At 36.7% G+C, this 11,848-nt stretch carries 11 protein-coding genes; 8 read left to right on the forward strand and 3 right to left on the reverse strand.

Annotated elements, in window-relative coordinates; translation table 11 throughout:
- Positions 1-818 precede the first annotated feature (818 nt).
- The 6 genes from R0F62_RS05195 (at position 819) to R0F62_RS05220 (ending at position 5,820) form a co-directional block, all read left to right on the forward strand.
- The gene (locus tag R0F62_RS05195) at positions 819-2,525 is read left to right on the forward strand and encodes an ABC transporter ATP-binding protein (protein ID WP_010962562.1); all 1,707 of its coding nucleotides are present in this window, start codon (positions 819-821) and stop codon (positions 2,523-2,525) included.
- 195 nt (positions 2,526-2,720) lie between these two features.
- On the forward strand, positions 2,721-2,939 hold the full coding sequence (locus R0F62_RS05200) for a hypothetical protein (protein WP_010962563.1): 219 nt from the start codon (positions 2,721-2,723) through the stop codon (positions 2,937-2,939).
- Positions 2,940-3,032: 93 nt separating this feature from the next.
- Positions 3,033-4,739 (forward strand): arginine--tRNA ligase, encoded by a 1,707-nt coding sequence (gene argS / locus R0F62_RS05205; protein WP_010962564.1) that lies wholly within the window; start codon positions 3,033-3,035, stop codon positions 4,737-4,739.
- A 94-nt stretch (positions 4,740-4,833) separates the two neighbouring features.
- Positions 4,834-5,058: a hypothetical protein gene (locus tag R0F62_RS05210; protein WP_010962565.1), complete on the forward strand. Its 225-nt coding sequence runs from the start codon at positions 4,834-4,836 to the stop codon at positions 5,056-5,058.
- Complete coding sequence (locus R0F62_RS05215; protein ID WP_233395579.1) at positions 5,036-5,338, forward strand: type II toxin-antitoxin system RelE family toxin; 303 nt, start codon at positions 5,036-5,038, stop codon at positions 5,336-5,338. The genes R0F62_RS05210 and R0F62_RS05215 overlap by 23 nt, the downstream gene beginning before the upstream one ends.
- Before the next feature lie 326 nt (positions 5,339-5,664).
- Complete coding sequence (locus tag R0F62_RS05220; RefSeq protein WP_167513690.1) at positions 5,665-5,820, forward strand: hypothetical protein; 156 nt, start codon at positions 5,665-5,667, stop codon at positions 5,818-5,820.
- Positions 5,821-6,339: 519 nt separating this feature from the next.
- On the opposite strand, the gene R0F62_RS05225 is transcribed toward R0F62_RS05220, so the two are convergent.
- Positions 6,340-7,635, reverse strand: coding sequence for a Na+/H+ antiporter NhaC family protein (locus R0F62_RS05225; RefSeq protein WP_006280467.1), 1,296 nt, complete (start codon positions 7,633-7,635; stop codon positions 6,340-6,342).
- Positions 7,636-7,838: 203 nt separating this feature from the next.
- On the opposite strand from R0F62_RS05225, the gene R0F62_RS05230 reads away from it, so the two are divergent.
- A complete protein-coding gene (locus tag R0F62_RS05230) occupies positions 7,839-8,006 on the forward strand; it encodes a hypothetical protein (RefSeq protein WP_155975180.1) in 168 nt (55 codons plus the stop codon).
- A 742-nt stretch (positions 8,007-8,748) separates the two neighbouring features.
- Here the strand turns inward: R0F62_RS05230 and ccmA are convergent.
- Positions 8,749-9,372 carry a heme ABC exporter ATP-binding protein CcmA gene (gene ccmA / locus R0F62_RS05235; protein ID WP_007548816.1) on the reverse strand — a complete coding sequence of 208 codons (624 nt, stop codon included), beginning with the start codon at positions 9,370-9,372 and terminating at the stop codon, positions 8,749-8,751.
- Positions 9,373-9,375: 3 nt separating this feature from the next.
- Entirely contained in the window at positions 9,376-9,807 is a 432-nt protein-coding gene (locus tag R0F62_RS05240; protein WP_274979327.1) for a hypothetical protein, read from the reverse strand.
- A 190-nt stretch (positions 9,808-9,997) separates the two neighbouring features.
- Between R0F62_RS05240 and aspS the strand changes: the two genes are divergently transcribed.
- Positions 9,998-11,800 carry an aspartate--tRNA ligase gene (gene aspS, locus R0F62_RS05245; RefSeq protein ID WP_038198726.1) on the forward strand — a complete coding sequence of 601 codons (1,803 nt, stop codon included), beginning with the start codon at positions 9,998-10,000 and terminating at the stop codon, positions 11,798-11,800.
- Positions 11,801-11,848 lie beyond the last annotated feature (48 nt).

The raw sequence follows: 11,848 nt of genomic DNA on the forward strand, positions 1-11,848 counted from the left end.
AACATAGATCCCTTACTTAACCGTCATACCTTAACATAGATCCCGCTAACAAGTAGCGGGATGACGAGGTCATGCCACCGCGCGAACCGTCATACCGTCACGGTATCTCTAGATCCCGCTAACACGTAGGGGAATGACGAGGTCATGCCGCCGCAAACCGTCATACCGCCGCGGTATCTCTTAGCCGCTAACACGTAGCGGGATGACGGTTGTCGTTTAGCTACAAACGTTAAGAAATTTACCAAATGAAAAAAAAGGCAAAAGAAGCCCTGGGGTTATTATCCGCTTTAAAATATTGGCGTTTTTTATGTTTTAAACGCTTGACAAGCAAGATTAAGCTGCTTTTAATTGCAACTAACTTACGCTGCAAATGTTTAAGAAGTTTACTAAGCAGAAAAAAAGACAAAGAATCCCCGAGTTAGCTAGTCTTTTACTATCTCTGTCGAGTATTGGCATTTTTTGATGTCTTGTAACGCTTTATAAGCGCGTTCAGCTTATTTAGATAAAAATCTAGATGTAGATGAAGTTTTGTAAAGACATACAGTATCTATGTACTGCAAAAAATTAAACATAAGACGCCGATACATTAAGTAATCCTTACCTTTTAATCTGCAGATTGGCGAAAGCAAATACAATAGCTTCAATTTTATGATAAGGGGGCTGGCGGAGTTTGTCAAGTAAGTTTTTTGTTTCTGCGAGCTACTACCCTTTCTTGGTGGACTAAAATCACAACAGCTGCAGAACCTAAATTGCTTCATACTACACCTTTCCCCTGAAACTAAAATCTATATACTTAACTTTAGAAACTTTAAAATAAGATGCGATCTAATATTAGGCAGTTATTTTACTATATAAAGCCTAATCTATCCTATTTTGTCATAGCTTTTATTGCAGTTTTATTTTCAGCCTTAACGATCCTCCTCTTTGGCAGAGGCTTAAGCAATATAATTGATTCTGGCACAGAGCACGATTTTACTACCAAACTATTAGTTGCAATACTTATAGTTTTAGCCATTTCTCTCACTGCATTTACTCGGTTATATTTCATTGGCATTGGCAGCGAGAAAGTTATCGCAAGAATCAGATATGACTTATATAGCAGTATCACTAACTTGCAACCAAGTTTCTTTGAGAACACAGGCGTACAAGATGTTATCTCAGCGTTAATTACTGATACCTCTGTGCTGCAATCAATAATAAACAGCAGCTTACTAACCATATTACGAAATTTTGTGATTCTGATTGGCAGTGTTGCTATGTTATTATATACAAATATACAACTAACTGCGTATGCAGCCGCAATAATACCTATACTACTCATTATCATGACCTCACTTGGAAAAAAAGTGCGTAGCTATGCACGCTTTGCCCAGGATAAATTAAGTGAGCTTGCGTCATTTAGTGAGGAAAATTTTAGATCTATAGTGACTATCAAATCGTTTGTACTCGAAGAAAATGAAAAAACCCGTTTTAAGGAGTATTTAAACTCAGTATCAAAATCATACGTAAAATTAGTACTCTTGCGTGCTATTCTAGTAACTCTAGTTATCACGTGTGTGATAGGTTCACTAGTTGTTTTGCTCTTTTTTGGTATTAAAGAAGTCTTAAGCAATAATATAACTATTGGAGAACTCTCCTCATTTGTGTTTTATTCAGCGCTTGCGGCAGGAGCTATAAATAATTTGAGCGATAATATCAGTGATTTACAACGAGGTCTTGGAATAGTAGAGCGTTTATTTGAATTTAAAAATATGAAAAGCTCTATAGTAGATGCCGATGATCCTATAAAAATTTATAGTGTTCAAAAAGGAATTTCGTTTAATGGTGTAACATTTTTTTATGCTGATAAGCCAGCATTAGATAACGTATCATTTTCTATAGAGGCAGGTCAAGCAGTATCAATTGTTGGACCATCTGGCAGTGGTAAAAGCACCATTTTAAAGCTTCTGCTCCGTTTTCATGATCCAAACAAAGGTAGCATTACTATCGATGGGCACAATATTAAGTCAATTGCGCTAAATGACCTCAGATCGTTGTTTGGCTTAGTGCCACAAGATCACATGATATTTTCTTGCTCAATAATGGAAAATATACTATATGGCAAACCAGGTGCCGAATATGAGGAAGTGAAGCAAGCAGCCATCAGCGCTTATGCGATGGAATTTATTGATAAGCTGCCTGATAAATTTGATACATTTGTAGGAAAAAGAGGATTAAAACTTTCTGAAGGACAAAAACAACGTATTGTAATAGCAAGGGCCATACTCAACAATCCTCAGGTTTTAATACTGGATGAAGCAACCTCTGCCCTTGATTACAAAAGTGAGAACCTCGTGCAAAAAGCATTGAGCAAGTTAATGCAAAACAGAACAACAATCGTAATTACACACAGGCTATCAACCGCACTCAAGACTGACAAGATTATAGTAATTAATCATGGAAAAGTAGAAGAAGTAGGAACTCATGACTTTCTAATGAGTAAAGACGGGCTGTATGCAAAACTGGCGAAGATACAGTGGAATTGAAAGAAAATTTAAATCATACCGTTAGTTGATATGCTAGATTTATAATTAAAATTATTCAATTTTTAATTTTATTATTTTATAATGGTTCCATAGTTATCCGGAAATTTCGTGATCTGTAGTTTCTTTCATTCACGTTATATTCATAGCTTGTTCTATCTTAATGTAATTCCAATTTTGACTGTATAGGAGGTCTCTATGTTAAAACATAACTATAGTGATAAAATCAATAATCGCTATTCATATACTAACAAATTTTCTTATAGTGATGAGGGTGTAGACGAGACGATCAAGGATAAAATCACAACTGAAGATCAGGTAGTAACTGATGATGTTGAAGAGCCTGATGCTGGTAATGATGGTTACAGCGAAGGTATGGCTTTCTCTTACCATGGTTACGGCAACGACTTAATATAAACTCTGATCCAGGAAGATAAAATAGTTAAGATAAACCTTCAACTAGTCCCACTTATTCACTATACTGCTATAGATTTTATAGCAATATAGTGAATGAACATTTTTAAGCAGATTTCCTCTCTAATCTTTAGTAAATTGAATGAGTTGAAACAAAGGGGTGTTATAAGCACAAGTGCAGCAAACTTTATCATAGAGCCTCCAAGCAATAGAGTCCATGGAGACATTTACACAAATGTTGCTATGGTGCTTGCAAAGCATGAAAAGAAGAATCCCATTGAAATTGCAGAGGTTTTAGCCAAAGAATTTGAACTTTTTGATGAAGTTGCAAAAGTGGAAATAGCAGGCTCTGGTTTCATCAACATGCACTTAAAAATAGAAGTGTGGCATGGAATTTTAAAACAAATAAATGAGCTAAAAACAGAGTTTGGGACCCTAGATATAGGGAACAATCAGGCCATTAATGTTGAATTTGTATCTGCAAATCCAACTGGTCCACTGCATATTGGTCATGCAAGAGGGGCAGTATTTGGTGACGTTCTGGCAAATTTATTGAAAAAAGTTGGTTATAAAGTTACTAAGGAATACTATATTAATGATGCTGGAGCGCAGATAGATACGCTAATTCGGTCAGTATATTTGCGGTATAAGGAAGCTCTGGGAGAAAAAATCAGCATCGAAAAAGGTTTATACCCAGGTGAATATTTAAAACCAATAGGGACTGGGCTGGCCAAAAAATATGGCGCAGAGCTTCTAGAAAAGCAAGATAATCAAGTGATTAGAGACTATACTTTAAGTTCTATCTTAGAAATCATAAAGGAAGACATGAACTTACTTGGAGTAAATCATGATGTTTTTACTTCAGAGTATGAGCTACAAAAAAGTGGCAAAATTGAAGAGAGTATAAAGATATTGTCTGACAAGGGTCTAGTGTATGAAGGGTACCTGGAGAAACCAAAAGGCAAAGAAAGCGAAAATTGGACTTCCAGAAAAGAGATGCTATTTCGCTCTACAAAATTTGGTGATGACGTTGACCGTGCATTGAAGAAAGAGGACGGCAGTTGGACTTATTTTGCCTCGGATATCGCTTACCATTTTGATAAGATATCGCGTGGTTTTAACAATATGATCGTAGAGCTTGGTAGTGACCACGGCGGTTATGTCAAAAGACTCAAAGCAGTCGTCTCTGCGCTCAGTGATGATCAAGCAAAAATAGAGGTAAAACTGCATAATATTGTGAATTTTTTCGAGAACGGCAAACCTGTTAAGATGTCCAAAAGATCAGGAAACTTCCTAACAGCAAGAGATGTAGTGGAAGAAGTTGGCAGGGACATAACTCGTTTTATAATGCTAACACGCAAGAATGATATGGTCTTGGACTTTGATTTTGCTAAAGTTAAAGAACAGTCAAAAGACAACCCTATTTTTTACGTGCAATATGCGCATGCTCGTGCTCATTCGTTAATGCGTAATGCTCCAAAAGAGCTCCCAACAGCAGATCCTTCACTTTTAAGGACAGGTGGAGAGCTCTTCCTCATAAAAACCTTAGCAAAGTGGCCAGATGTGGTAGAAATTGCAGCAAGGCTTTGTGAGCCACACAGAATTACTTTCTACTTACTTGAAGTTGCAGAAGCGTTTCACGTTTTATGGGGGTATGGCAAGAGTGATTTAAACATGCGTTTCATACTGGAAGACAACTTAAACCTCACCGCTGCAAGAATGTTTCTCGTGCAGGCCTTAGCACACGTCATCGCTTCTGGACTTTCTATCTTCAATATAGAGCCTTTGGAAGAGATGAGTTGATTTTTTTATGCAAGATTGTTTTTTCAACGAATAGAGAAGTTGACAAAATTAAGTAAAAATGTTATAGTTTATAGTAGTATTTTCTGGTTAATATATGGCTCACAGTCAAAAAAAGCTCAATGTTAATGTAAGTTTTGACAGTAAATTGGCTCAGTATCTTACAGAAATGGCAGAGACTCAAAATAAAACTATTCCTGAAGTTTTAGTAGATTTAGTGGAAGAAGAGTTCGAAGAAGATGTAGAGCTATCCAAAATAGCTGACGATCGCCTCTCTGAAGGTGAAGAAGAAGTAGAGGATGATGAAAACATCTGGAAATAAAACTTACACTATAAAATTCTTAAAAAATGTTATTGAAAAAGAAATTCCAGCTCTTCCGGCAAAGATTAAATTAATGGTTCAGGAGGCCATAAAGAAACGCCTTACAGTTGATCCTTTTAATCTAGGAAAGCCTTTATGTCATAGCTTTAGAGGGCAATATAGGATAAGGGTTAGCAACTACCGTATAATTTACATCATAAATCATTCAGAACGTAAAGTACTTATTACTGCAGTGGGGTATAGAAAAAACATTTACAAACACAGAAGATTACACAATTAAAAATATAAGAAAGATCTCACCGCTGCAACTTGTCCAAGCCTTAGCACACGTCATTGCTTCTGGACTTTCTATCTTTAATATAGAGCCGTTAGAAGAAATGAGTTGATTTTTTTTTGTTACAATATGTAATGATCAAAATATTATTCAAAGTAGGGTAAAGTTATGACGATCAGTTTTAGGGAGTATTCAACTGTATTCACTGAAGTTGCGGAACAGACAGATTTAAATGGAAATAACATAATTGAAAGAATAAAAGGGCATTAGCATAGATCCCGCTAACAAGCAGCGGGATGACGGTTGTCAGGGTGTCAGGCTAGTACCTTCTCTTGTCATCCCAGTGCCCAGACACTGGGATCCAGAAAAGTTTGCTTGTGAACAAGCAAACTAGCATGGAAAGTGGTTACAACATTTTCGATGAGATTATATGGAAAACTGTATTCCAGTGTCAAGCACTGGAATACATCACAGGGGCACTGGAATGACACCCTTTACGGGCTCTTAAATTGCAACTATAAATGTTTAAGAAATTTACCAAATAAAAAAAAAGGCAAAAGAAGCCCCATGGTGGTTGGCTATTTACTATGTACTAAAATATCGGCGTTTTTTTTATTCTAAAACGCTTGATTAAGAGCGATTTAGCTGCTTTTAACTTGCAACTAACCTACACCGCAAGTGTTTAAGAAATTTACTAAGCAGGAAAAAAGGCAAAGAAACCCCGTAGTAGCTAGCATTCAAATTCTCCCTTATCAATTTGACGTTTTTTGCTGTCTTAAACGCTTTGTAAGCGCGTTTCGGCTTATATAGGTAAAAACCCAGAAATTTTTAAAGACATGCGATGCACGTAGTGCGAAAAATTAAACATGAGACGCCAAATACCCTAAGTTTTTTGTCATTAGCCTGCACAGATTGCGAAGATAAATAAATAGCTTCAGTTTCATGATAAGGGGGTTGGCGAAGGGTGTCAAGTAATTCCGTTCCTTATGGGTAAAAAAAGAGAAACTCTAAGTTGCAGCCGCACAATGTTTCTCTTTTCTGCTGTTGATGATTATTTCGCCTATTGTAACTGCCGCTAGAATAAAGCAATAATATACCTGTGTTAATAAAGAAATAGGTGATACAGAGGCGATGCTACCTGCTAGCAATAGTTGGGAACCATAAGGTAAGATACCTTTTGTAGCACAAGCAAAAACATCTAATAAGTATGCGCTGCGATGTGGCGCAATACTGTGTTTTTGTGCAAGCCTTTTTGCAATGCCACCACTTAGTAAAATAGCAATGGTATTATTGGCAACTAAGGTAGTAAACATAGACGCAATTCCTGCTATCACAAATTCAGCTTTAGTTTTTGTGATATTGCTTTCATCGATGAGTTTATGCAACGCTTTTTGACCTTGCTTGTACATTATATGGCTCAATCCACCGATAAATAGAGCAAATATCACTATTTCGTTTACTTTTTTGAAACCGTCATACACGTCATGAGGAAATTGAATGATAGCATAGTCAAAAAAAGTTATTCCTAGCACACCAGCAATAATTATGTTTATAGTTATTGTTACTAAAGTGGCGACTTCAAGCAGCCCCATGATTATTAAAGAAATGTAAGGAATAATTTTTATTATAGAATAATAATCTAAATTTGATATAGAAATAATTTTTGTACTATTTGAGGCAACTGCTAGGTAGATGAGTGTTATAATGCTGGCAATAAGTGCAACTTTAGAGTTCATTTTAAGTTTATCTTTTGCTGAAGCTTCCTGTGAAGAAACAGATGCAATGGTGGTATCAGATATCATCGAAAGGTTATCGCCAAACACGGCACCACCTACTACAGTTGCAGTTCCTATTTCGAGACCAAAAGCTCCACTTTTTGCCAGATTAACAGCTATAGGTACCATCAGCGCAACAACTCCCATAGATGTGCCAATTGCAGTTGAAATAAAAGCAGAAGCCAAAAATACTCCAGGCAGCAGTAATCTTGCTGGAAGGAAATTAAGAATTAAATTAGCAACAGTGTCTGCGCTACCGATTGATTGAGTCACCGCAGAAAATGCTCCAGAAAATAAAAAAATTAAACACATAGTAAGGGTGTTTTTGTCACCCATGCCCTTGATAACAGTATCGATGTTATGCTGAATTTTATTTGTACCACGTGAGACAGCAAAAAATAGTGCTGGTAATAAGCAGATTACTGGTGAAACCTGATGAAGTGGATTATCAGTTCCGATAAAAGAAAAATAAGCACCACTTCCAAGATACAAGATTAAAAAAATAATCAAGGGGACAAAAGCTGTCATTTTACTGTACCTAAACTTATAACTATAACTAATTAAGTGGTTTTAAGCAAGTTTGGTTTTCACTAGTTCTACAGGAAGTCAATAGCAGAGTTTTAAACTTCATATTTAATCTACTAAATAAATAGCACATGTAGCTTATTGCTTGACAATAGGATCTAATTGTTGTCTAGATTCCAGCATCACGCGCACAACTGTACGAACATTTGTTTGCGAAGAAATGTTATAGCTGGTTTTGCCTCAAACACAAAGATGTCATCCGAGTAGCTGACTACTTGGATCCAGAAAATTTTGCTGCGAGTAAGCAAATTTGTTTGGTCAGCATAGAAAGTGGAATGTGTAAGCGCAGCCTCAACAGGTTGTCATCCAAGTAGCTGACTACTTGGATCCAGATTGGATACTGAGTTGGTGAGTATAAAAGTATAGCTAACGCGAGCTCTACGTCATACCGCCGCAGAATAATTAACCGTCATACCGCGATTCATTCGCAGTATCCCTTCGCGGTATCCCTTAGCCGCTAACAAGCAGCGGGATGACGAGCTTATCGTCATGCCACCGCGAACCGTCATACCGCGATTCATTCGCGGTATCTCTAGATCCCGCTAACAAGCAGCGGGATGACGGTTGTCGTTTAGCTATAAATATTTAAGAAATTTACTAAACAGAAAAAAAGGCAAAAGAAGCCCCGTAGTTGGCTAATTACTTACATTATACTTTCAAGTATGGCGTTTTTTTATTCTAAACGCTTAATAACCGCGACTCAGCTGCTTTTAAATGCAACTAACCTTAGCTATAAATATTTAAGAAATTTACTAAACAGAAAAAAAGGCAAAAGAAACCCTAGGGTAGCTAGTTATTCACTATCCATTTTTTAAGTTGGCGTTTTTTTATGTTTTAAACGCTTTATAAGCGCGTTTCAGCTTATGTAGGTAGAAGTTTGATAAAGACATAAGGTGCACATAGTGCAAAAAATTAAACATGAGACGCCAGATACGTGAGTTTTTTTGTCATTTAATCTGTACAGAGAAGATAAATAAATAGCTTCAGTGTTTATGATAAGGGGGCTGGCGGAGTTTGTCAAGCAAGTTTTTTATTTCTAGCGGTTATTGCCAAAAACTATACAAGAAGTCTATTGAAATTACGTATATCAATCGTTGTAAAATCACACAATTGCTCTGTAGAGCTATGCCCTGTAATAATTACTATACCATTTTGCTCAGAGCGTATTGAGATTAGGTTCAGCACTAATTCACACGTTGCACTATCAAGATTACAAAATGGTTCATCTATCAGCCAAACGTTTGCATTAGAAATCAAGAGGCGAGCAAGCGCAACTCTCCTTTTCCAACCTGCAGAAAGTTCGCCATATCTAATATTAAGTACAGGTTGCAACTGCAAGCAACAAATAGCTGCCACAATCAATTCTCTAGTATTGCGTATTCCTGCCCAGAATTCTACGTTTTGAGCAACAGTTAAGCTATCTTTACAGGCATTCTTATGGCCTATATAGACCATAGAAGATATATAGGATTTTGGATCATCATATATATCTTTTCCGCAGTGCCTTATATTGCCTGATACCGGCGGTAAAAGTCCAGATAAACTTCTAATTAAGCTGGTTTTACCACTACCATTTGGACCAGTGATTAGAATCTTTGATTTTAGCTCAGCTTTAAAACTGAGATTCTTAAATAGTACCTTATTATTACGAGTGCAGGATAAATTTTCACATTCAAGCATGGATTATCTGCCCTTTCCCTTATGTTTACCTTGAGTTGAAGCCTGAGCTTTTACAAACAGCTCCCAAAATCCTTTCTGTCCGCCTTCTCTATGTATCAATTGTGCAAAACGCTGCATTAAACCATTACCCATCATAACCATCTTTGTCCATTTACCTACCGGTTTTGCTATGTCAACTATTTCTGGATCTTCTTTATAAACTTGCACATCTTTTTGCTTCTCACGCAGTATTTCCTGTTGTTTCATCAACTCTTTTTGCTTATTTTTTTGATATAATTCATTGAATTTTCTGTCTTCTTCCCACTCTTCTTTAAAAACTTTTCTAGGCAATATGATTTTTCTAATGCGATTTTTGTATATTTTTCTCAAAAAGAGAAATACTTTGACTATAGCAAGTAATGCTATACTATATATAATAATTTGTCCGAAAGACATTTTCTGTACTCAGCTTACGCCACATTATATTATACCATAATTATAGAAATTGTGCAATTTTTGTGTGAGTAAAGACAGTATAAAAGTAATACTGCTCTATTTCGTAAACTGGACAAATATCTGACGAATGGGCTTGTATGTGGTAAGGTTTATTTCTATACTTTTTAAAGAATTTAGAAGTGAAACAAATATGAACTGCTACAAGACTCACACGTGTGAAGAATTAAGAAAGAATGATGTAGAAAAGGAAGTTACCCTTTCTGGATGGTTATATCGTAAGCGCGACCATGGTAACCTAATTTTTGTTGATTTAAGAGACTTCTACGGAATCACTCAGCTAGTATTTAATAATGACAAAGACTTTTTTGATGAGATATCAAATTTAAAATTGGAGAGTGTAATTACTGTTACAGGAATAGTTGAAGCTAGAACTGAAGATACGGTAAACAGCTCTATTTCTACCGGAGAAATCGAGGTGATAGTCAACAATTTGCGCGTTGAGTCGGAAGTTGAGTTCCACTTTGATGAAGAAATAGCAAAAGAAGAAAGAAGTATATTGGCAAGCATTACCGGCGAGCAAGAATACCCAGAAAACATGAGATTTAAATATCGATTTCTTGACTTAAGACGTGAAAAAGTCCGCAACAATATTATTTTGCGCTCACAAATTATTGCAGAGCTCCGCAAGCTCATGATAGAGCGAGGATTTTTAGAGATTCAAACTCCAATACTCACTGCTTCCTCTCCTGAAGGAGCACGCGACTACCTAGTGCCAAGCAGGCTAAATCCTGGCAAGTTCTATGCATTGCCACAAGCTCCGCAGATTTTCAAACAGTTGCTCATGGTTTCAGGGTTTGATAAATATTTCCAAATTGCACCGTGTTTTCGTGATGAAGACGCAAGGGCTGACCGTTCTCCGGGAGAGTTTTATCAGCTAGATCTTGAAATGTCTTTTGTAACTCAAGAAGACATCTTTCAGATTATTGAGTCTACCTTATATAGAGTGTTTGCTAAATTTTCTCGCAAGTCTGTCGATAAAGATTTTCCACGCATTACATACAAAGAGGCAATGCTTAAGTATGGTTCTGACAAGCCAGATTTGCGTAATCCACTATTAATCAGCGATGTTACAGAAATTTTTCGTGATTCAGGGTTCAATATTTTCAAAAGCAATATTGAGCGTGGTATGGTAGTGAGAGCCATCCCTGCACCTAAAACAGCAGAGGAACCACGCAGCTTCTTTGATAAAAAGATAGAACATGCGCAAAAAGAATTCGGTGCTAAGGGTCTCGGATATATAACGTTTGATAAAGATGGAACTGCGAAAGGCCCAATTGCTAAATTTCTTGATGAAAATAGGCTAAACCACATAAGAGAAGCAACAAACATAGAGCCAGGAGATAGTGTATTTTTTGCTTCTGACAAAGAGAATGAGGCGGCAAACATTGCAGGAAAAGTACGCACTCTTTTAGGGTCAGAACTCAGTCTTATAGATGATAATATCTTCAAGTTTTGTTGGATCATTGATTTTCCATATTTTGTATATGACGATAAAAGTAAAAAAATCGATTTCTTTCATAACCCATTCTCCATGCCACACGGTGGTCTGAAAGATTTAGAGGACAAAAATCCACTGGATATCCTTGCTTACCAATATGATCTTGTTTGCAATGGAATAGAACTGTCAAGTGGGGCGATTCGTAATAACAAACTGGATATCATGTATAAAGCTTTTGCCATTGCAGGTTATAGCCGGGGAGAAGTTGATACAAGATTCGGTGCACTTGTACGTGCATTCAGATTTGGTGTTCCTCCTCATGGTGGAATAGCACCAGGAGTTGATAGAATAGTTATGCTGCTTGCTGATGAGCCAAATATTCGTGAAGTAATCTGTTTTCCTATGAACCAGCAAGGTGAAGATGTTCTAATGGGTGCTCCTTCCAAGGTGGAGGATAAGCATTTACGTGAATTATCCTTGAAGGTTATTGAATGAAAAATTTTATAGCAAGGAGCACCGGTTAATGATATATTAGGTTATGTT

The organism is Wolbachia endosymbiont of Drosophila aff. chauvacae BK-2020 (assembly GCF_032848195.1).
Lineage (GTDB): Bacteria > Pseudomonadota > Alphaproteobacteria > Rickettsiales > Anaplasmataceae > Wolbachia > Wolbachia pipientis.

Excerpts from the sequence above, each read along its gene's own strand:
- R0F62_RS05225 (WP_006280467.1), bottom strand. The coding sequence starts at position 7,635 with ATGACAGCTTTTGTCCCCTTGATTATTTTTTTAATCTTGTATCTTGGA.
- aspS (WP_038198726.1), top strand. The coding sequence starts at position 9,998 with ATGAACTGCTACAAGACTCACACGTGTGAAGAATTAAGAAAGAATGAT.
- ccmA (WP_007548816.1), bottom strand. The coding sequence starts at position 9,372 with ATGCTTGAATGTGAAAATTTATCCTGCACTCGTAATAATAAGGTACTA.
- argS (WP_010962564.1), top strand. The coding sequence starts at position 3,033 with ATGAACATTTTTAAGCAGATTTCCTCTCTAATCTTTAGTAAATTGAAT.
- R0F62_RS05210 (WP_010962565.1), top strand. The coding sequence starts at position 4,834 with ATGGCTCACAGTCAAAAAAAGCTCAATGTTAATGTAAGTTTTGACAGT.
- R0F62_RS05215 (WP_233395579.1), top strand. The coding sequence starts at position 5,036 with ATGATGAAAACATCTGGAAATAAAACTTACACTATAAAATTCTTAAAA.
- R0F62_RS05195 (WP_010962562.1), top strand. The coding sequence starts at position 819 with ATGCGATCTAATATTAGGCAGTTATTTTACTATATAAAGCCTAATCTA.
- R0F62_RS05240 (WP_274979327.1), bottom strand. The coding sequence starts at position 9,807 with ATGTCTTTCGGACAAATTATTATATATAGTATAGCATTACTTGCTATA.
- R0F62_RS05200 (WP_010962563.1), top strand. The coding sequence starts at position 2,721 with ATGTTAAAACATAACTATAGTGATAAAATCAATAATCGCTATTCATAT.